Raw genomic sequence first — 20317 nt, forward strand, 5'->3', positions numbered from 1 at the left:
GGCGGGCTCAGGTCTCCATCAGCCCGCGCACCACCGCGGCCACGGCCAGGGGCGTGGCCACGCGGTCATCGCTCAGCGGCGCCAGGGCCCGGGCGAACTGCTCCGCGGAGCCGAAGCGCTGCGAAGGGACGGGCGCCAGCGCGCGGTCCAGCACCAGCGCCAGCGCGTCGGGGACGCCGGGCACACGCATGCGCACGGGAGTCACCCGGCCGCCGCGGATGGAGGACTCCACCTGCTCCTCCGGGCCGGAAGGGAAGGGCGACTCCAGCGCCAGCAGTTCGTAGAGCAGCACCGCCGTCGCCCACAGGTCCACCGCCACGGACACGTCGCCCGCGAGCAGCTCCGGGGAGCGGTAGTGCTGCTTGCCCAGCCGCCGGATGTCCTGCACCGCGCCCGCGCGGGAGCGCGCCACGCCGAAGTCCGCCAGCTTCACCTCGCCGGTGCGGGACAGCAGCACGTTGTGCGGGGACACGTCGCAGTGCACCACGCCCAGGGGGCGGCCCGTGGTGCTGACGGCATGGTGCGCGTGCGACAGGGCCTCCAGCACCTGCCGGACGACGAGCACGGAGATGTCGATGGGCAGCTCGATGCGGCGGCGGCGGCACCGCGCCAGCACGCGGCCCAGGTCGGGGCCTTCCACCAGCTCCAGCGCCAGGTAGCCACCGTCCGGCAGCTCGCCGTACTCCACGAAGCCGACGATGTACGGGTGGCGCAGGCAGCGTGCGAGCTCGGCTTCGTGCAGGAGCTGCTCGTGGGCCTCCGCGTCTCTCATGCGCTCGGGACGCACGCGCTTGAGGGCCACCTGCGCTCCGGCATGTGGGCCCTGCTGCATCCGCGCGAGAAACACCTCTGCCATGCCGCCGCGTCCCAGCCTGGACAGCAGTTGGAAGCGGCCATGGTTGCGAGGCCAGATTTCCCGCACGTTCTCCATCACGTTCAGCCCACGCCACCCGCGAGGCTCGCCAGGTAGTCGTCCAGCGTCTGGGAGAAGGTGGCGTCGTCGTTGAGGAACGCCAGGCCCACGCCGCCCGTGTACGGGTCGTCCATCACGTGGACCACCACCGCGTCGCCCTGCAGGCGTTCGCCGTTGGGCAGCTTCACGTCCACGGTGACGACGCTGTCGGGCAGGGGCCGGTGCGCGGTGCGCACGAAGAGTCCGCCGTTGGAGATGTTGAGGGCGTGCTCACGCACGAAGTCCAACTCGGTCCGGAACTCCATTTCCAGCTTCACGGCGAAGCGGCGCCCGCGACGCTGAGGCCCCTCCGGCGGGCGGACGAGCACCTGGTGAGGCTGGTTGCTGGGTGCGGGAGCAGGCGCCTCCACGGGCTTCGGGCTCGTTTGAGGCACGGAGGCCGCGGTGCCACCCACGGTGGGCCCCGCGGGACGCACGCTGCTGACGGGCAGCGTGGTCAGGTGCTGCTGCAGCACCCGCGCCGCGGCGGAGCATTCGTCTCCCCGGTAGGTGGTGCCGCCCCCGAAGGCTGCCGCGCGAAAGGCATCTCGCTCCGCCTTGGGCAGACGCCACAGCTCCACGAACGTGCCGCCGCTGCGCTTCGCGTCCTCCGCGAGCCGCTCCACGGCGGAGCGTGGATAGCCTGGAGCCTCCACCTTCAATTCAATCCCTGCTTCCTCGGGGCGCAGGGCCACCACGAGCTGGAGTGACTGCGCGGAGGTGAGCACCTCGCCAATCCCTTCCACCCAGGCCGCCACGCGCTCCGGGGGAGCCGAGCCATTCCATAATGCCGCAAGACCGAAGACGGGCACGGGCGCGACGATAGCCGAGCCCATTCAACCCGCGAACCCCGTTTGCCAACAGCCTGAGCGCAATCCAGCCACATCACTGGACTGGGATCATCCAGACCCCGACTCAGAGTTGCCCCAGGGGAACAGGTACTCGGAAACTCCCGCGTTGTTCTCTATTATGGAAGTCTGCTTCGACTCACCCCCCACCTGGAGTCGGAGTCATGGAGTCAAAGACGATGCGCAACTCCCTGATGAGGTACTTCTCCTGCGCGTTGCTGGCAGCGTCGTTGCTGACTGGCTGCGGCGGTGGGAAAGACCCTGACCCCAATCCACAACCGAATATCGATGGAGGCCCCGACGGTAACTCGGACGGCGGTACGGATGCCGGCCCGCTTGAAGAAGACGCGGGCGTGATTCCGGATCCGGACCCCGATCCGGGTGAGGTGCCCACGGATATCGATGACCCTGACAACTCGACGAAGGACTCCGACTGTGACGGCCTGACGGACGCGGAGGAGTTCGCGACCATCTATCCCGGCGGCGCGAAGACGAACCCCGGCCTGCGCGACACGGATGGCGACGGCATCCGCGACGGCGTGGAGGTGGGTCGCACCTCGAGCCCCGACCCCCGCTGCAACTTCCCCGGTGACCAGGACACGACCACGCGCACCTCGCCGGTGCTGGCGGACACGGACGGCGACGGCATCCCGGACGGCCTGGAGGACCTCAATCGCAACGGCCGGAGGGACCCGGGCGAGACGGACCCGAACGCCATCGACTCGGATGGTGACGGCCTGTCGGACGGTGCGGAGGACGCCAACCGCAACGGCGTGGTGAGCCCCGGTGAGACGGACCCGCGCAAGCGCGACACGGATGGCGACGGCCTGGATGACGGCCTGGAGTCGCGCACCGGCACCAACCCGCTCGCCCCGGATTCGGACGGCGACACCTGCAGCGACGGTGACGAGGACGTCAACCGCAACGGCATCGTGGACGGCAACGAGACGGACCCGCGCGTGGCGGACTGCGCCGCGTCGATTCCGGACGCCGACTTCGACGGCATCCCGGACTCGGTGGAGGTTGCGACGGGCACGGACCCGAACAACGCCGACACGGACGGCGACGGCATCCAGGACGGTGTCGAGGACAAGAACCGCAACGGCCGCGTGGACGCCGGTGAGACGGACCCCCGCCTGGCGGACACCGACTGCGACGGTCTCCAGGACGGCCCGGGCCGCAATGGCTTCCGCGGTGAGGACACCAACGGTAACGGCCGCGTGGACCCGGGCGAGACGGACCCGACCGACCCCGACACGGACGGCGACGGCCTGCTGGACGGCCTGGAGCTGGGTGTGTCGACGGCGCAGGCGCCGCGTCAGGACTGTGGCTACGTGGGCGACGCGGACCCGACCACCACCACGTCCCCGACGAACCCCGACAGCGACGGTGACGGCATCCAGGACGGCGCGGAGGACGCCAACCAGAACGGCCGCGTGGACGAGGGCGAGCTGAACCCGAACGACCCCGCCGACGGCGCGGCCAACACGCCGGCGGGCCAGGCCTGCCGCACGACCAACCTGCGCACCGTCACCTTCAAGGAAGAGAACGGCGCGGACCTGCGGCTGGCGCTGCCCTCCACCTTCACGGACGCCAACCTGCGCACCATCCGCGATGGCAACAACGCGGTGGGCATCATCGGCTGGGACGCCACCAAGCAGGTGACGCTGATTGCGTACAAGCGCGGCCGCGTGGGCTCGTCATCCAACCCCACGAACGACGAGGCGGGCATCCGCGCGGCGTCGTTCAACTCCGCCACGCGTGACTTCCAGCAGACCTTCAACACCTGGGACGGCTACGCCGCGCTGTCGGCGCGTTACGCCATGTCGGGCGGCGCGGACCTGAAGACGTTCACCAACACCCTGACCCGCTCGCTGGTGCCCGGAAGCACGGGAGAGCTGACGGGAACGGCCGGCATCACCGGGCCCTTCACCATGCAGGCGCAGTACGTGCACCGCTCCGACCAGAGCGTGGTGGTGGTGCTGGCCATCACCCCGACGTCTCGTTACAACGAGGCGGGCAGCCTCTTCACGACGGCGGACACGGCGGGTGGCTCGGCGCTGGCGCAGTTCGGTGACGCGGACGCGGTGCAGTGCGAGAAGTTCACCGTGCGGCAGGCGGTGGTGGACTTCCTCTTCGTGGTGGACGACAGCGGCTCCATGGCCTCGTCGCAGCAGTCGCTGGCCAACGCGGCCTCGGCCGTGGCGGCCAAGCTGGCCAACGCGACGCTGGATTATCGGCTGGCGATGGTGAGCACGTCCTATACCCACAGCAACGAGCCGAACTCGAACGTGCTGCGTGGCTTCACGCCGAACATCAACCAGTTCCGGGCGTGGCTGACGCAGAACAGCACCTGCAACAACGGCCAGTGCACCATTGTCACCATCCCCGCGGGGACCCAGCCCACCACCTGCTCCTCCAACAGTGAGTGCTGGGTGAACCAGGACGGCAACGGCACGGAGCGTCCCCTGCAATCCGCTCGCGCGGCCATCAACCTGCTGGCCTCGTCCGGTGGCACGGCGCAGACGCGCTTCCGCGCGGGCGCCAAGGTCGTGGTCGTCATCCTGACGGACACGCGGGACCAGTCCTCCGACTCCATCGACACCTACACCCAGTACTTCCTGGGCACGGGCAACACCTCGGGGACGAACCGCAACCCGCTGAACCAGCCCATCGACGTGCACGGCATCCTCTGCCCGCATGAGAACGCCACCAACGACACCAGCACCTGGTGCCAGACCCAGGAAGACCCCCGGAACCCGCGGCACCTGGACATCATCCAGGCCACCGGCGGCGTGTACGGCAGCATCCGGGACGCGAACGCCATCACCACCACCATCAACGCCATCATCGATAGCGTCATCGCGTCGGTGGGTTACCGGACGCAAAAGCCGCCCATCGGCGCCTCGCTGAAGGTGGCCATGGACGCGGTGGCGAACGCGTCGCAGTGCCCCACGCCGGGAGACCTGCCACGCAGCCGCACTCACGGCTTCGACGTGGACGGCATCAGCCGCGCGGTGTCCTTCTACGGCGGGTGCCGCCCGCAGAACGCGGGGACCACCCAGGCGGCGCTGTCCTACCGCTACTGGACGGACCGCACGACGAACCCGAACGGCGTCCCCGCGCCGTGCGCGGCGGACCCGTACCACGACCCGAACGACCCGGACTTCTGCGAAGGCAAGCTGACGTGCAACCGCACCACGGACCAGTGCGAGTGCCCGTCGGACTGCGGCGGCGGCGGTGCCCCGGGCCAGGTGTGCAACACGGACCCCGCGGTGTGCGCCTTCACCTGTGCGCCGGACTGCGGCGGCACGTGCGGCACCTACGAGACGTGCAACACGGACACCTGCTCGTGCTCGTGTGTCCAGACGGCCACCTGCGCGCCGGGCTTCAAGTTCAGCCAGGACGCGTGCGGCTGCGTGTGTGACACGGCTGCGCTGAACTGTGGTGACCGGTACCAGGCGGACCCCAACACGTGCGCCTGTGCCTGTAAGTCGGACTGCGGCGGCTGCGGTCCGAACGCGGTCTGCAACCAGAGCTACTGCGCCTGCGAAGGCATCATCGGCTGATGATGCGGAAGCGCTCCGGCCTTCGTTGAAGAAGGAGGCCGGAGTCAGCAGGGCTGAAAGAAAAACGCCCCGGGGCCTGCTGGCTCCGGGGCGTCTTCATTTCACGGCCAGGCTTCCTACGGCTTCGCGGGTTTCATCGCCGCCAGCCCATGGGGCGCGGCCTGGATGCGCAGCACGGGGTAGACGCGGAGCTGGACGTCGCGGGCCGGGTGGCGCTCATAGAAGAAGCGCAGGCGGGCGCGCGCGTCCTTGGCGAAGGCCGGGTCCTTCAGCTTCGCTTCCCACTCCGCCTTCACCGAAGCGTCCTTCGCGAGCAGCTCCCGCGCGAAGGGCTCCAGCACGTAGTCCTCCACGTACTCCTTCTGCTCGAAGTGGGCGTTGAAGAAGCCCCAGGACAGCAGCGAGTCCGGCCCCGTGGGCTCAAACAGGTGCGCCACCAGCTCCACGCCCTCCTGCGCCACCGGCACGTACAGCGTGCCGGCGGGGAGGGCCTGTGACTGCGGCTCCCACGCACCCTTCACGTTGAGCGTCTGCCGGTTCTCCACGGACTGGGTGCTCCACTTCGCCTCGGTGGCGCGGAAGCTCTCCACCGCCGCGCTGGCCACGGGCTTGGAGAGGCGCTGCGAGCGCAGGCCGTGTGTGGCCAGCTTCGCCTCCACCCAGGCGGCGTGCGCGGGCGGAACCAGGTAGCCACCCGCGGGCAGCGAGGCGGTGAGCGCGGGCTGAATCTCCTCGAAGTAGGGCACCTTCCAGACCTGGGGCTTCGTGTCGTCGTAGCGAATCCACGTCTGGCCGGACACGTCGGAGGCGCCCCGCTCATAGGCGTAGCCCCGGAAGTCGATGGTCCGCTTCTGCTCCGTGTTCTTCCACGCGAGCACCACCTCGCGCGTCGTGCCGGCCGCGTCCGCCGCGTCTGCTGCCTTCACCGCCGCGCGCAGGGCGGCGCCGTCACGGGCCACCAGCCGCAGCAGGCTGGCCACGATATTCCGCGTGGCCTTCACGCGCTCCGCATAGGGCTTCCACGAGTGCGTCTCCACCAGCACGCCGAAGCGGCGGTGCGTGGCCCAGTAGGCATGGCTGAAGCGCGGCGGCGGCACGCCGTAGGCGAAGCCGGAGCTGGGGTCATCGTCCTCGATGAAGGACGGGTAGAAGGGCACGGGCAGGTGCTGCTGGGACTCCAGCTCGGTGAAGAGCTCCTCGCGCAGCTTCACGCCCAGCTCGCGCAGCGCGGCCGGTCCGGACTTCTGCGGCTCGATGCCCACGGACACGTCATGCTCGAACTTGGCGCCGTTGGTGGCGTGCAGGTCGGCGTAGACGAGCGGGTCCCACGCGTGGAGGTACTTTAGCAGGGCCACCATCTCCGGGGCCTCCGCCTTGGCGTAGTCGCGGTTGAGGTTGAGGTTCTGCGCGGTGGCGCGCCAGCCCATCTCCTCGGGGCCATTCTGGTTGGGTCGGTGGTTGGGGCCGAAGCGCTCATGGCCGTCCACGTTGAAGACGGGGACGAAGACGGCGGTGACGCGCTTGAGGACGCCGGGCTGCTCCTTCCCGGCGAGCAGGTCGCGCAGCAGCCAGAAGCCAGCGTCCTTGCCGTCAATCTCACCGGAGTGGATGCCACCCTGGAAGAAGACGACGGGGCGCTGCTTGCGCGCCGCGGCGGCGGGCGTGAGGGTGCCATCCGCGCTGGCAACGAGCGCGAGCAGCGGCCGGCCTTCCGGCGTGGTGCCAATCGTGTCGCAGCGGACCTTGCCGGGGAACGCCTTGGGGAAGGCGCGGCAGAGGGACTCCACTTCCGGGTAGCGGCCCGTGCGCGTCCAGCCACTCTGTTCGGAGACGGTGGTGAGGGACGACGGTGCCTGATGCAGCGTCAGGGCGAGGAGGGAGGGCAGGAGCATGCCCTTCCCACAACATAGCCTCTGGTGGGTTTCAACCGTGGCGGACGGTGAGTGTTCCACCTACCGGCAGCACTTCGACGCGCTCACGCGCCAGGCCCCGCCGGGTCCACTCCGCGTCCAGGCGGCGGGGCGGCTCGTCGAGCGGCTCGTCGGTGAGCTTGAAGGTGCCCCAGTGCATGGCCAGGAAGCGCGCGGCGCCCAGGTCCTCGAAGGCCTGCACGGCTTCCTCGGGGTTCATGTGCTGACGGCGCATGAACCAGGCCGGGTCATACGCGCCAATGGGCAGCATCGCGGCGTCGATGCCCGGGTAGCGCAGGCCAATCTCCTTGAAGCCCTCGAAGTAGGCGGTGTCGCCGGAGTGGAAGACGCGAGCGCTCGAGCCTTCGATGACGAAGCCGCCCCAGAGCATCTCGTTGACGTCGTTGAGGCCGCGGCGGCTCCAGTGCTGCGAGGGGACGAAGTGCACCGTGACGGCGCCCACCTGCGTGGAGCGCCACCAGTCCAGCTCCGTGACGTCCAGGCCCGAGCCCCGGAACACCGGCGCATGGCCCAGGCCGGTGACGATGGGCGCGCCCACCTTCTCCAGCGTGGGCAGGTCCAGGTGGTCGTAGTGGTTGTGGGAGACGAGGCTGGCGGTGATGGGCGGCAGCTTCTCCACGGGGACGCCGGGCGGCACGTTGCGCCGGATGACGCCGCTGATGGCGTCGCGCAGCACCGGGTCGATGAGCAGCGACAGTCCGTCCAACTGCACGAGCCAGCTCGCATGCCCCAGCCACGTCAGCCGCGCGCCCTCTCCCGTCGCGGGCGGCGTGGCGAGCAGCGCGAGGTCGGGCTCCACGCGGGGGACCTCGGCGCGGGCCGGGGCCTTGCGGCGGCGGCCGGCGAGCTTGTCGGCCACGGCCCACTTGAAGACGCTGCTGAACGGCTGCGGCCCGCTGCCATCGAGGTTCTTGAACCGCAAGGCCATGTACTTGCTCCCTCGTCTGGCGGGGTTGGGAGGGCCCCGCGCGCGTGCCCCTGTCATGCGCGGACCGGGCACGGCGCGCAAGGAAGACGTGTCATCCGTCAGAAGGCGGGCACCACCGCGCCGCCGTAGGTGGACTCGATGTAGCGGCGCACGTCGTCGGACTGGAGCGCCTTCACCAGCGTGCGCACCTCGGGGCGCTGCTCGTCGCCCTGACGCACGGCGAGCACGTTGGCGTAGGGGTTCTCCCGCGCGGCCTCGCGGGCCAGCACCTTCGCGTCCAGCTTCAGGTGCTTCTGGGCCTCCAGGAAGTAGTTGCCGTTGATGACGGCGGCGGCCACGTCCTCCAGCGTGCGGGGCTGCTGCTCCGCATCAATCTCCCGCAGGTCGAGCTTGCGCGGGTTGCCCACCACGTCCCGCACCGTCGCCGTGGCGCCCGCGTCCTCTCGCAGACGCAGCAGGCCCTGGGCTTCGAGCAGGCGCAGCGCCCGCGCCAGGTTGCTGGGGTCGGCGGGCAGCGTCACCTGCGCGCCCTCCGGCAGCTCCGCGAGCTGACGGAACTTCGTGGAGTAGAGCGCCAGGGGCTCCAGGTGCACCGGGCCGGCGCTCGTCAACGCGAGCTTCCTGTCTCCGGCGAAGCGCTCCAGGTAGGGCACGTGCTGGAAGTAGTTGGCGTCGAGCTGTTTGTCAGACAGCGCGATGTTCGGCTGGACGTAGTCGGTGAACTCCACCACGTCGACGCGCACGCCCTCACGCAGGGCCACGGCGGCGGCGGCGCGGAGAATGTCTCCGTGGGGCACCGGGTTGACGCCGACCTTCAACGTGCGGACGCCGGAAGACTCGCCCGAGGACGCCTCCTGCTTCTGGCAGGCCGTGAGCAGCAGCGTCACGGAGAGCAGCAGCGGGGTGAGCAGGGAACGAGAGGGGGACTTCATGTCGGAAGACTCCAGGGACAACGGGAAGGAGAGGGCGGGTCAGCGCGACGAGCGCGCGCCGGTGTGGTCGAAGCGGGAGGCCAGCGCGTCACCCAGCCATTGGACGAGCTGCACCAGCACCAGCAACACCACCAGGCAGCCCAACATGACGTCGGTGCGGAAGCGCATGTAGCCGTACTTCACCGCGAGGTCGCCCAGGCCGCCGCCGCCCACCGCGCCCGCCATGGCGCTGTAGCCCAGCAGGCTGATGATGACGAGCGCGGTGCCGCGCACGAGCGACGGCAGCGCCTCCGGAATGAGGACCTGGAAGACGATGCGGCGGTGGGTGGAGCCCATGGCGATGGCGGCCTCCACCAGCCCGGCGTCCACTTCGCGGAGGCTTTGCTCGACGACGCGTCCCATGAAGGGAATGGCCGCCACGACCAGGGGAACGATGGCGGCGGTGGTGCCGATGGTGGTGCCCACCAGCAGGCGGGTGAGCGGGACGATGGCCACCATGAGGATGATGAACGGGACGGAGCGGCCCACGTTGACGAGCGTGCCCAGCACCCGGTTCAGCGCCGGACGTTCCCACAGGCCACCCCGGTCCGTGACGACCAGCAGCACGCCCAAGGGCAGTCCCGCGAGGAGGACGAGCACCGCGGCCACGGACGTCATGTAGAGCGTCTCACCGGTGGCCACGCCCAGCAGGCGCGGAAGCTGGCTATCCATGTGCGGCCTCCTCGAGCGTCAGTCCCTGCTCGCGCAGGTACGCGAGTGCCTGGCTCACGGCATCGGCGGAACCCTGGAGGTCGACGAGGAGCCTTCCCACGCGGGTGTTGCCCACGCGCTCCATGGCGCCTTCAACCAGCAGGGCGTCCACGTCGAACTGGCGCGCCAGGGTGCCCAGGAGGGGCCGCCGCGCGTGCTCGCCCGCGAGCGTCAGCGCCACGCGGCGGCCCGAGGGCGCGTCCGTCGGTGGGGCGAATGCCGGAAAGCACAGTTGATGCAACCGGGTGCTGGGATGGGCGAGCAGCTCCGTCACCTTGCCCTGCTCCACGAGCCGTCCCCGCTCCAGCACCGACACCGAGTCGCAGATGGCCTTCACCACGTCCATCTGGTGGGTGATGAGGAGCAGCGTCACGCCGAGCTTCTGGTTGATGTCACGCAGCAGCCCCAGCACCGAGCGCGTCGTCTCTGGGTCCAGCGCGGAGGTGGCCTCGTCGGACAGCAGGACGCGAGGCCGGGGCGCCAGCGCCCGCGCGATGCCCACCCGCTGCTTTTGTCCGCCGGAGAGCTGCGAGGGGTAGGCCTGCGCCTTGTCGGACAGTCCCACGAGCGACAGCAGCTCCTCCACGCGCTCGCGGATGGCCTCGCGTGGGGCGCCCGCTACTTCCAGCGGGTACGCGACGTTCGCCGCTACCGTCTTCGAGCCGAAGAGGTTGAAGTGCTGGAAGATCATCCCGATGCCCTGGCGTGCTTTGCGCAGTGCCTCCGGATTGAGGGCCAGCAAGTCCTGTCCGTCGACGGAGACGGAGCCCTCGGTGGGGCGCTCCAGGAGGTTGGCGCAGCGGATGAGCGTGGATTTGCCGGCGCCGCTTTGTCCCAGCACGCCGTGGATTTCGCCGGCCTCCACCCGGAGCGACACGTTCCTCAGCGCCGCGACCTCCCGCCCGCTTGCCGTGTAGACCTTGCTGACTCCGCGAAACGCAATCACGGCGTGGCGCTCCGGCTGGGCGTGGCTCGCGCGGGCCCAGGGGGCCGCTGCTCATTCGTGTCCGGGGTGCCGCGCATGGACTGCTCCTGGGGACTGCGGAGGTGGGACGAGGGCTCGCGCGAGGTGCGCGAAGGACGGCCCGTGCCTGGACGAAGCAGGCAACGGGCCGGGCCGGGAGGAACGTCGGTTCGTTTCGTGAGGGAGGCTCAGCGCGCGCGAACGGACGGACCCGTGGGGGCATGACAACACATGCCTCCGCGACAGAATCCGAACATGGCGCAACCAGCGAGCATCGGCGCAGAGAGGTAATGGAGCCGACGCGGCATGTCAACCTGGCGGCCTATGCCGCCACGCGGCCTGCCTGCGTGAATGCCCGCACGAAGTCCTCTTGCAGGTCCTCCAGGTCCTCCAATCCCACCGAGAAGCGGATGAGTCCGTCGGTGATGCCCCGGCGCTCCCGCTCGGCGGCGGGCACGGAGGCGTGGGAGTGTCGAGCCGGAACGGTGATGATGCTCTCCACCGCGCCCAGCGACACGCCCAGCAGGGGGAGCTGGAGCGATTCCACGAAGGGCGCCGCCAGCGTGTCCTGGGCCAGCCGGAACGACACCACCGCGCCCGTGCCTGGATAGAAGACCCGCCGCACCTCCGGCCGCTCGGTGAGCCACTTCGCCAGGGCTCCCGCCGTGCGCACCTGCCGCTCCAGGCGGACCTGCAGCGTCTTGATGCCCCGCTGGAGGAGGAAGCAGTCCTGGGGGCCCAGCACCGCGCCCACCGCGTTCTGGAGGAAGCCGAGCTCCTGCGCGAGCGCGGGCGTCTTCACCACCACCGCCCCGGCGACGACGTCACTGTGGCCGCCGAGGTACTTGGTGGCGGAGTGGATGACGATGTCCGCGCCCTCGGTCAGCGGACGCGAGAGGGCCGGGGACAGGAACGTGTTGTCCACGATGAGCAGCGCCCCATGCGCCTGGGCGACCCGCGCCATCGCGGGGATGTCGGTGCGGTTGAGGAAGGGGTTGCTCACGCTCTCCACCAGCAGCGCCCGCGTGTTGGGGCGGAGGGCGGCGCGCACGGCGTCCGGGTCGCTGGTGTCCACGAAGGTGGCCTGCAGGCCGAAGCGGCTGAAGACGCGAGTGAGCACCCGGTAGGTGCCGCCGTAACAGTCGTCCGTCACGACGACGTGGTCCCCCGCGCTGAAGAGCATCAGCACGCTGGACACGGCGGCCATGCCAGAGCCGAAGGCAAAGGCCGCGTGGCCTTCGTCCAGTGCCGCGAGCACGCCCTCCAGGGCCTTGCGCGTGGGGTTTCCGGAGCGCGCGTAGTCGAACTCGCCGGGCGTCTCCAGGCCCGGCTGGTCGAACATGGACACCTGGTAGATGGGGACGGCGGCGGCGCCCGTGACGGGGTCCTGCTCATGCCCCGTGTGCAGCAGACGGGTCGCGAAGCGCGTGGGCCAGGTCGGCGATGATGTCATGGGAGTCCTCGATTCCTACGGAGAGCCGGAGCAGCCGGTCGGAGATGCCCAGCGCCTCCCGGCGCTCGGCGGGGATGTCAGCGTGGGTCTGCGTGGTGGGGTAGGTGATGAGCGTCTCCACGCCGCCGAGCGACTCGGCGAAGAGACACAGCTGCACGGACGCGAGCACCTGGGGCACCAGGGCCGCGTGGGCGACGGTGAAGGACAGCATCCCGCCCACGCCGGGATAGAAGACGCGCTCCACGCCCGGGTGGGCGCGCAGCCACGCGGCCACTTCTCGCGCGTTGGCCTGGTGCCGCTCCATGCGCAGGGCCAGCGTCTTCAGGCCGCGAATCACCAGGTACGCGTCCTGCGGACCGAGAATCGCGCCGATGCCGTTCTGGAGGTACGCGAGCCGCTCGCCCAGCGCGGCGTCCTTGACCACCAGCGCGCCCGCGACGACGTCGTTGTGTCCGGCCAGGTACTTCGTCGCGCTGTGCACGACGATGTCCGCGCCCAGCTCCAGCGGGCGCTGCAGCCACGGCGTGAGGAAGGTGTTGTCGACGATGAGCAGCACCCCGGCCTTGCGGGCAATGGCCGCCAGTTCGGAGAGGTCGGCGGTGCGCATCATCGGGTTGGTGGGCGTCTCCACGACGATGGCGCGGGTGTTGGGGCGCAGCGCGTCCCGCACGGCGCTGGGCCGGGAGGTGTCCACGAAGGTGCAGGGGACGTGGAGGATGCGGTCCACCAGCCGGTAGGTACCGCCGTAGAGGTCCTCGGTGAGGAGGACGTGGTCCTCCGGGCCGAAGAGCTGGAGGGCACAGTGCAGCGCCGCCATGCCGGAGCTGAAGGCCAGGCCCCGGCTGCCACCCTCCAGTTGCGCCAGCGCATCCTCCAGCGCGGAGCGGGTGGGGTTTCGCGTGCGCGAGTAGTCGTAGCCGGTGGATTGCCCGAGCGCGGGGTGCTGGAAGGTGGCGGATTGGTAGATGGGGACGGCGACCGCGCCGGTGGTGGGGTCGCGGCGCACGCCGGCGTGGACGAGAGCGGTGGCGAGTTTCATGAGAGGACCCTTTCGGTGGCGCGCTCAGCGACCGCGCAGCGTTTGGGAGATGCGGAGGATGTCCGCCAGCACGCCGGACGCGGTGACGGCGCCGCCCGCGCCCGCGCCCCGGACGGTGAGCGGGAAGTCGCTGTGGCGGGTGGTGGTGAAGGAGACGAAGGACTCGGAGCCGCGGAGGTCCGCCGCGGGGTGGCCCGCTTCAACGCCTACGGGGCCCACGCGGATGACGGGACTGCCCGTGCCCGCCTTCGATGGGTCGATGCGTGCCAGGTAGCGCAGCACGGTGCCGGCGTGGCGGCAGCGGGCCACACGCTCCGCGTAGGCCGCGTCCTGCGTGGCGAGCACCTGGAAGAACGAGTCCACGCTGGCGCACTCATCCGTGGCGACGAAGGGCTCCAGCGCCACGTCCGACAGGGAGAGCGGCAGGCCCAGCTCCCGAGCGAGGATGAGCGCCTTGCGCGCGACGTCCGTGCCGCTCAGGTCCTCGCGAGGGTCCGGCTCCGTGAAGCCGCGCTCCCGGGCGGTGCGGACGGCCCGGGACAGGGGCACGCCGGCCGTCAGTTCGTTGCAGATGAAGCCCAGGCTGCCGGACAGGGACGCGGTGATGAGGCGAACGGTGTCACCGGTGCGCACCAGGTTCGCCAGCGTGTCGATGACGGGCAGGCTGGACGCCACCGTTGTCTCGTAGTGGTACGCGACGTGGTTGCGGCGCGCCGTGTCCACCAGCGCTTCGCGGGCCTCCCACGGCAGCGCCAGCGGCTTCTTGTTGGCCGCCACCACGTGGATGCCGCGCTGGAAGGCCTCCGTGTAGAGCGCCTCCAACCCGCCCGCGGCGGTGCAGTCGACCAGGATGGGGACGGGCAGCCGCCGGAGCGCGTCCAACAAGGGGACCAGGGTGCGCGCCTGGGGCGCCTCGGGCGTCACGCCTTCGAGCCGCGCCTCCACGCCGTCGAGCGTGAGCCCCGCCGCGTCGAAGAGCGCGCGCTTGCTGTCCGCCAGCCCCACGACACGCAGCGCGATGCCGTGCCTGTCCCGGAGCAGCGTCTGCTGCGCGCGCAACTGGGCCAGCAGTTGTCCGCCCACCGTGCCTCGGCCGAGGACGAAGAGGCTCACCTGCTGATGGGCCAGGTTGAAGGCCGCGTGCGTGGTGCGCGCGGCGACGGCGGTGTCCGCCGCGTCGACGACGCATGAAAGGGAGCGGGAGCTGGCCCCCTGGGCGCTGGCGCGCACGTTGACGCCCACCGCGCCCAGCGCGCTGAAGAAGCGCCCGGCCACGTTGACGCCGTGGCCCATGGTCTCCGCCACCAGCGTCAGCAGCGTCACCGGCTGGCGGACCTCCAGCGGTTCCACTTCGCGGCGTGAAAGCTCCTGCGCCAGCTCGGCGGCGAGCACGGACCGTGCGTGCTCCGCGTCGGGGCGAGGCACGACGACGGCCAGTGACTGGCCATTGGCGGACTGCGCGGTCATCCACACCGTGACGCGCGCTTCTCGCAGCGCGGCCAGTACGCGCTCCCCCAGTTGGAACTGGTCGGACAGCTTGCGCACCTCGATGCCGAGCAGCGCCAGGTCCTCGCGCGTCGCGATGCAGGCGGGACGCTGGCCGTCGCGCGAACCGATGGCGTCGATGAGCGTGCCCGGGTGCTCCGGCTCCATGGTGTTGCGGATGCGCAGGGAAATTCCGGACTCGATGAGCGGAATCATCGTGCGTGGGTGCAGCATGCGGGCGCCCACCGCCGCCAGCTCCAGGCCCTCGCCGTGAGTGAGGTGCGCCACGGGGTAGGCGTCCGTGACCAGCTCCGGGTCGGCGGTGTGCAGGCCGAGCACGTCCGTCCACACCGTGACTTCCGACGCGCCCAGGCCCTGGGCCACCAGCGCCGCGGTGTAGTCGGAGCCGTTGCGGCCCAGCGTGGTGGTGCGTCCATCCGGCGTGGCGGCGATGAAGCCGGGGAGCACGGGCACCTCAACGCCCCACGTCTCCCGGGCGGCCTGGAGTCGCTCCCGCGTCCGAACCAGGTCCACCCTCGCCGCGCCGAAGCGGTCATCCGTCACCAGGAGCTGCCGCGCGTCAAGGAAGGTGGCGGACGTGCCATGGGCCGTGAGCAGCTCCGCCAGCAGCGTGGCGGACACCAGCTCACCGAACGACAGCACCCGGTCTCTCGTGGGAGCGGAGCACTCTCGCGTGAGTGAGACGCCTTGGAGCAGCTGACTCAGCGGCGCGAGGAGCCCGTCGACTCGCTCGGCCAGCGCGGTGGCTTGTCCGGGCGCCAGCGCCGCGGCGTTGGCCTTCGCGAGGTCGGCGATGCGCGTGGCCACCGCGAGCGCGCCTTCCAGGTCACCCTCGGTGGCGAGGTGGGCCGCGTCCAGCAGCCAGTCCGTGGTGTCGCCCATCGCGGAGACGACCACTGCCAGCGGGCCTTGCCGCGCGTGCTTGCCAATCAGCTCCACCACCTGACGGAGCCGCGTGGGCGAGCCCACGGACGTGCCACCGAACTTCATCACCTGCAGGGACGTGCTGCTCATTGAAGAACCTCAAGGGGGCCGGCGGGCCCTGATTCGAAAGGGAAGGGCAGACGCGGCGCCCTGTGCCGGACACACGCCGGCCAGACGCGGCGCGCGAGCGCCCACGGAGGGAAGAATGAAGGGATTGGAGTTGGAGCCCTGGCGGACTAGCGCGTGCCGCCGGGCCAGCGCATTCGATGCGTGACGCGCGCGCGGCGAAGCACGGGCAACACGGGCGCGGCGGTCAACGGTGCGGGTGCGGAGCAGGTGGATGGAACCACGGAGGTCCTCTCTCACCGAAGCGGGAGGGAGCCCTCCGGCTTCGGACGCTTGGATTGCTCGGGGAGCCCCTGCTCCTCGAACCGCATCGTTTGGACACCTTGGAGGTCCGACTCCAGGTTGTCGGGCCACCGCGCGAGGCGGCGGCCGCTCTTGATGCTGCGGACCAAATAAGCGTGGACCCGGGTGTCTGTCAATGCCTCGCGTGGTTTCACTTTCGTCACGGCATCTTCCATTCACGTCAGGACTTGACGGGAATGCCCGGTGCCCGGGACATGGCGCGCGAGGCGGGCATCACCGCGAAAAACGCGGGCGTGCGGCTTCACCGGGCCCGCCAGGCGCTGAAGAAGCAACTGGAGCGAAGCTGCGGCAGCTGCGCCGTGCACGGATGCCTGGACTGCTCTTGCAAGCCGTCCCACCGGGCAGGCGGGGCCTTGACGTCTGGCTCGACGGACGTCTGAAAGCGCTTGCACCGGGACGGTCCGCCTCGTTAACTCCCACCGAGGCGCCGAGGGGCGCCTGCCCGAAAAGACGACGTCACCCTCGCTTCTCTCCGCCGTTCGACAGTTCCAGATGAGTTCCTTCCACGGCCCACGAACGGGTGAGGGCCGACGCCAAGGGACTTTTCATGCGAACCGTCGTCTCCCTCCACGAATGCAAGGTCCGCGCGTCGCTCCTGCTCAAGGAGCTGGCCTCGGCGGATGCGTCGCGCGCGGCCCGGGCAGCGGAGCGGCTGCGCGTCCTGCCCGGCTTCGCGGGACTGCCCTTGGGCGAGGTGCTCGCGCGCAAGGAGACGGTGCAGCGCAAGCATGCGCTGACCGTCATCGCGCGTGAGCAGGGGCACGCCACCTGGGGCGAGCTGAAGCAGGTGCGTGAGCTCGACTTCGAGCACCTGCTCGCCCCCGTGGGCGGCGCCCACCTCAACCGCTGGTTCTCCTCCTATGCGGAGTCCGCTGACTCCCTGCGGACGCAGGGCGGCTTCCTCTTTCCGTTCCGCGAGCAGTTCTTCGTCTGCGAGGCCAGCCTCGTCGAGGCGCTCGGTGTCGACCCCGCGGACGCGGACTGGTCGCTCATGGGCCGCGACTGGATGGCGCCGGAGGATGGAGCCGCGCAGGCCCGGCTCGCCCAGCGGTTCGCCCGGCATTCGCCTTCCCACGCTTCAACTTCCCCAGACACGAGGTCTCCCATGTCCACTGACTCCCGCCGCTCCGAACTGAAGCGTTCCTACCGGGAAGCACCGCCTCCCATGGGCGTGTACGCCGTGCGCTGCCTTGCCAACGGCAAGGTGCTGGTGGGCGCGAGCGCCAACGTCCAGGGCATGCTCAATCGCATCCGCTTCGAGCTGTCCACGGGCATGGACCGCCTGCCCACGCTGCTGGAGGACTGGAAGCGCTACGGGGCGGAGCAGTTCACCTTCGAGGTGCTCGACGTGCTGAAGCCTTCCGACGAGCCCGTGGTGGCGCCGGAGGAGGAGCTGAAGGTGCTGGAGGCGCTCTGGTTGGACCGGCTCAAGCCTTACGGCGACGCGGGCTACAACGTGCAAGGCGGCTGAGGTTGGTCGCCTGTTGCCTTCCATGGGGCAAGTACTGCGGCCTGTGGCAACTTGCCACGTTCTCCACCTGTCGGGATTGCGTTACGCGGAGACTCCATTCCAAGGGAGTCCGCCATGGTGTCCGCTCATCGTCGTGCCGTCCGTATGCTTCCCTTCGCGCTGCTGGGCGTCCTGGGCTGTGGCGATGGCATGGAAGTCGCCATCCCCTTCGAGGCCCGGGTGGGCAGCGAGCCCTTCGCATGTGGCCGCATCTACACCGGGGTGGGGACAACGGGGACGACGTACGAGCCCATGGACCTGCGCGTGTACCTGCACGATGTCCGGCTCGTCACGGCCGAGGGCGCCGAGGTGCCACTGAAGCTCGAGCAGGACGGGCGGTGGCAGACACAAGGCACGGCGCTGCTCGACTTCGCGGACAAGACGGGCCTGTGCACCAACGGCACGGAGGCGACGAACCTGCGCATCACCGGCACGGCGCCCGAGGGCATCTACACCGGCCTGCGCTTCAAGCTGGGTGTGCCGGAGACGCAGAACCACCTCGACGTGTCCACGGCGCCCTCGCCGCTGAACGACACGAGCCTCTACTGGAGCTGGCGCTCGGGCTACCTCTTCACGCGCATCGAGGGCCGGACGACGGGACTTCCCGAAGGGCACGTCATGCACCTGGGGAGCACGGACTGTGCACCGCCGCCGGAGGGCCGGACGAACGGCACCGCGGGATGTACGTTCGGCAACCGTCCGGAGGTGGCCCTGGACTCGTTCAACCTGGCGTCTGGCAAGGTGGTGCTGGATCTAGGGGCGCTCTTCTCAGGCTCGAACCTGGACGAGAACGCGGAGGTGCCCAACACCTCCGTGGGGTGTATGTCGCAGCAGGCGGACCCGGACTGCGCGCCCGTGTTCAGCCGGATGGGGCTGTCGCACCGGAGCCAGGAGAGGGCACCGGGGCCTCAGGCGTTCATCAAGGCGGAGTAGGAGGGGGACGTCATGGCGTGGCGCGTGGGAAGACGAGCAGGGGTGCTGGCAGTGCTGGCCTGGCTGGGGGCGGGCTGTGGCGGCAAGGACGGCGAGGCGGAGCGCTACGTGTGGAAGCTGCCCACGGGGTTTCCCACGCCGCGAGTGCCCGCGGACAATCCGATGACGGAGGAGAAGGTGCAGCTGGGCCGGAGGCTCTTCTTCGACGTGCGCCTGTCACGGAACGAGACACAGTCCTGCGCGTCCTGCCATGACCCGGCGCGAGCCTTCACCGAGCCCCTGGTGACGTCGCAGGGAAGCACGGGCGAGACGCACCGCCGCAACTCCCAGGGGCTGGCCAACGTCGCCTATGCCACGAGTCTCACCTGGGCGAATCCCTTGCTCACGACGCTGGAGGCGCAGGCGTTGGTGCCCTTGTTCGGCAAGGAGCCGGTGGAGTTGGGCTTCGGCGACAGGGAAGAGGAGTTGCTCGGCCGGCTGCGCGCGGTCCCGGAAATGGAGGCGGAGTTCCAACGCGCGTTTCCGGAGGCCGCGGAGCCCGTGTCCGTGGCCACGCTGACGCGGGCGCTGGCGTCGTTCCAGCGCAGCCTCATCTCCGGTAACTCCGCGTATGACCGCTATGTGTATGGCAATGAAGTGGAGGCCATGACGCGGCAGCAGAAGCGGGGCATGGAGTTGTTCTTCTCGGAGCGGCTGGAGTGTGACCATTGCCATTCCGGCTTCAACTTCCAGGATGCCACGGTGCACGAGACGACGTCCGAGCCCATCCTGCCTTTCCACAACACGGGCCTCTACAATGAGGACGGCCAGGGCACGTACCCTGCCAAGGACCCAGGCCTCATCGAGCTGACGGGCCGTCCCGAGGACATGGGCCGCTTCCGCGCGCCGTCCCTGCGCAACGTGGCCGTCACCGGGCCGTACATGCATGACGGAAGTCTGGCCACGCTGTCGGACGTGCTGGACCACTACGCCGCGGGAGGGCACGCGCGGCTGGTGAACGGCGGCGAGGCCAGTCCGCTGCAGAGTGGCTTCGTGAGAGGCTTCACACTGACCGCGCAGGAGAAGGAAGACGTCTTGGCGTTCCTCGAGTCGCTCACCGACACGGAGTTCCTGACGGACCCGCGCTTCTCGGACCCGTCCAACCCACCATGATGGGGTTGCGCTCACCCGGGCGCCGCGCAGGTGGTGGGAGGGGCGGAGCGTTTACAGAGGGAGGCATTGGCGCTTGAATGCCGTTGGGACCAGCAATGCCTTGCGAGGGGCGTTCGGGTACCGCACCCCTTTCAGGAGCACGTGCATGGCGGGTTTTGCAGAGGCGAAGATGCAGTTGAGGCAATGTCTGGTGGCGTCGAAGAACCGGCGAGACCTCCAGGCGATCGGAGTGGGATACGCCATCTCCAGCCCGAACTTCCCCGACACGAACCGGCTTTCCATCAGCCAGGAGGACTTCGAGAGCCTCAAGAAGTACTTCCTCGAGGACCTGGCGAGCGACCTCGAGTTCAGCTTCCTGTACCCCGACACCGGGTTCGCTTGGGAGGTTGCCTCCTCGGGCAGCACGCGTGGCGTGCAGGACTTCAAGATTTCGCCCAGGACTGTGTTTGGCTCCGGGACGGCCATCTTCAACTATCACATTGGGGTTGCCTGAGCCG

15 protein-coding genes, 1 pseudogene and 1 riboswitch are annotated in these 20317 nt (G+C 69.8%); of the genes and pseudogenes, 6 read left to right on the forward strand and 10 right to left on the reverse strand.

What is annotated here, in order from left to right:
* Positions 1-7: 7 nt before the first annotated feature.
* Together F8M74_RS03140 and F8M74_RS03145 are read right to left on the reverse strand one after the other, a co-directional pair.
* On the reverse strand, positions 8-931 hold the full coding sequence (locus tag F8M74_RS03140; RefSeq protein ID WP_141252901.1) for a serine/threonine-protein kinase: 924 nt from the start codon (positions 929-931) through the stop codon (positions 8-10).
* 5 nt (positions 932-936) lie between these two features.
* Positions 937-1764 (reverse strand): TIGR02266 family protein, encoded by an 828-nt coding sequence (locus tag F8M74_RS03145; RefSeq protein WP_141252855.1) that lies wholly within the window; start codon positions 1762-1764, stop codon positions 937-939.
* 215 nt (positions 1765-1979) lie between these two features.
* Here F8M74_RS03145 and cglD point away from each other — a divergent pair, with 215 nt between their 5' ends.
* Positions 1980-5369, forward strand: a complete 3390-nt coding sequence (cglD, locus tag F8M74_RS03150) for an adventurous gliding motility lipoprotein CglD (protein WP_141252902.1) — start codon at positions 1980-1982, stop codon at positions 5367-5369.
* Positions 5370-5485: 116 nt separating this feature from the next.
* Here cglD and F8M74_RS03155 read toward each other — a convergent pair whose 3' ends face one another.
* The 8 genes from F8M74_RS03155 to thrA all read right to left on the reverse strand — a co-directional run bounded on the left by F8M74_RS03155 (position 5486) and on the right by thrA (position 15886).
* Positions 5486-7261 carry a M14 family metallopeptidase gene (locus F8M74_RS03155; protein WP_141252856.1) on the reverse strand — a complete coding sequence of 592 codons (1776 nt, stop codon included), beginning with the start codon at positions 7259-7261 and terminating at the stop codon, positions 5486-5488.
* Between the two features lie 31 nt (positions 7262-7292).
* Positions 7293-8228 (reverse strand): MBL fold metallo-hydrolase, encoded by a 936-nt coding sequence (locus F8M74_RS03160; protein ID WP_141252857.1) that lies wholly within the window; start codon positions 8226-8228, stop codon positions 7293-7295.
* 98 nt (positions 8229-8326) lie between these two features.
* Positions 8327-9160, reverse strand: a complete 834-nt coding sequence (locus F8M74_RS03165; RefSeq protein ID WP_011551087.1) for a MetQ/NlpA family ABC transporter substrate-binding protein — start codon at positions 9158-9160, stop codon at positions 8327-8329.
* 39 nt (positions 9161-9199) lie between these two features.
* On the reverse strand, positions 9200-9871 hold the full coding sequence (locus tag F8M74_RS03170) for a methionine ABC transporter permease (RefSeq protein ID WP_141252858.1): 672 nt from the start codon (positions 9869-9871) through the stop codon (positions 9200-9202).
* Entirely contained in the window at positions 9864-10856 is a 993-nt protein-coding gene (locus tag F8M74_RS03175; RefSeq protein ID WP_141252859.1) for a methionine ABC transporter ATP-binding protein, read from the reverse strand. Before F8M74_RS03175 ends, F8M74_RS03170 begins: the two co-directional genes overlap by 8 nt.
* Positions 10857-11196: 340 nt before the next feature.
* On the reverse strand, positions 11197-12327 hold the full coding sequence (locus F8M74_RS03180) for a PLP-dependent aspartate aminotransferase family protein (protein WP_141252860.1): 1131 nt from the start codon (positions 12325-12327) through the stop codon (positions 11197-11199).
* On the reverse strand, positions 12266-13366 hold the full coding sequence (locus F8M74_RS03185) for an aminotransferase class I/II-fold pyridoxal phosphate-dependent enzyme (protein ID WP_140860733.1): 1101 nt from the start codon (positions 13364-13366) through the stop codon (positions 12266-12268). Before F8M74_RS03185 ends, F8M74_RS03180 begins: the two co-directional genes overlap by 62 nt.
* A 24-nt stretch (positions 13367-13390) precedes the next feature.
* Complete coding sequence (gene thrA / locus F8M74_RS03190; protein ID WP_141252861.1) at positions 13391-15886, reverse strand: bifunctional aspartate kinase/homoserine dehydrogenase I; 2496 nt, start codon at positions 15884-15886, stop codon at positions 13391-13393.
* 300 nt (positions 15887-16186) lie between these two features.
* Positions 16187-16309, reverse strand: a riboswitch (SAM-I-IV-variant riboswitch).
* A 113-nt stretch (positions 16310-16422) separates the two neighbouring features.
* Here thrA and F8M74_RS03195 point away from each other — a divergent pair.
* The 5 genes and pseudogenes from F8M74_RS03195 to F8M74_RS03215 all read left to right on the forward strand — a co-directional run.
* Positions 16423-16605, forward strand: a pseudogene (locus tag F8M74_RS03195) (RNA polymerase subunit sigma-70); the annotation flags it as partial.
* Between the two features lie 167 nt (positions 16606-16772).
* A complete protein-coding gene (locus tag F8M74_RS03200; RefSeq protein WP_171410126.1) occupies positions 16773-17696 on the forward strand; it encodes a GIY-YIG nuclease family protein in 924 nt (307 codons plus the stop codon).
* Positions 17697-17840: 144 nt separating this feature from the next.
* On the forward strand, positions 17841-18668 hold the full coding sequence (locus tag F8M74_RS03205; RefSeq protein ID WP_228559153.1) for an MbnP family copper-binding protein: 828 nt from the start codon (positions 17841-17843) through the stop codon (positions 18666-18668).
* Positions 18669-18680: 12 nt separating this feature from the next.
* Entirely contained in the window at positions 18681-19820 is a 1140-nt protein-coding gene (locus tag F8M74_RS03210; RefSeq protein ID WP_141252865.1) for an MbnH family di-heme enzyme, read from the forward strand.
* Between the two features lie 145 nt (positions 19821-19965).
* On the forward strand, positions 19966-20313 hold the full coding sequence (locus tag F8M74_RS03215; RefSeq protein WP_141252866.1) for a hypothetical protein: 348 nt from the start codon (positions 19966-19968) through the stop codon (positions 20311-20313).
* The last annotated feature ends 4 nt before the right edge of the window (positions 20314-20317 follow it).

Source organism: Myxococcus sp. CA023 (assembly GCF_010998615.1).
Classification (GTDB): Bacteria; Myxococcota; Myxococcia; order Myxococcales; family Myxococcaceae; genus Myxococcus.

Coding starts and splice junctions, on each gene's coding strand:
- F8M74_RS03180 (WP_141252860.1), bottom strand. CDS start 12,327: ATGACATCATCGCCGACCTGGCCCACGCGCTTCGCGACCCGTCTGCTG.
- F8M74_RS03185 (WP_140860733.1), bottom strand. CDS start 13,366: ATGAAACTCGCCACCGCTCTCGTCCACGCCGGCGTGCGCCGCGACCCC.
- F8M74_RS03170 (WP_141252858.1), bottom strand. CDS start 9,871: ATGGATAGCCAGCTTCCGCGCCTGCTGGGCGTGGCCACCGGTGAGACG.
- F8M74_RS03210 (WP_141252865.1), top strand. CDS start 18,681: ATGGCGTGGCGCGTGGGAAGACGAGCAGGGGTGCTGGCAGTGCTGGCC.
- F8M74_RS03160 (WP_141252857.1), bottom strand. CDS start 8,228: ATGGCCTTGCGGTTCAAGAACCTCGATGGCAGCGGGCCGCAGCCGTTC.
- F8M74_RS03200 (WP_171410126.1), top strand. CDS start 16,773: ATGCGAACCGTCGTCTCCCTCCACGAATGCAAGGTCCGCGCGTCGCTC.
- F8M74_RS03140 (WP_141252901.1), bottom strand. CDS start 931: ATGGAGAACGTGCGGGAAATCTGGCCTCGCAACCATGGCCGCTTCCAA.
- thrA (WP_141252861.1), bottom strand. CDS start 15,886: ATGAGCAGCACGTCCCTGCAGGTGATGAAGTTCGGTGGCACGTCCGTG.
- F8M74_RS03165 (WP_011551087.1), bottom strand. CDS start 9,160: ATGAAGTCCCCCTCTCGTTCCCTGCTCACCCCGCTGCTGCTCTCCGTG.
- F8M74_RS03215 (WP_141252866.1), top strand. CDS start 19,966: ATGGCGGGTTTTGCAGAGGCGAAGATGCAGTTGAGGCAATGTCTGGTG.
- F8M74_RS03155 (WP_141252856.1), bottom strand. CDS start 7,261: ATGCTCCTGCCCTCCCTCCTCGCCCTGACGCTGCATCAGGCACCGTCG.
- cglD (WP_141252902.1), top strand. CDS start 1,980: ATGCGCAACTCCCTGATGAGGTACTTCTCCTGCGCGTTGCTGGCAGCG.
- F8M74_RS03205 (WP_228559153.1), top strand. CDS start 17,841: ATGCTTCCCTTCGCGCTGCTGGGCGTCCTGGGCTGTGGCGATGGCATG.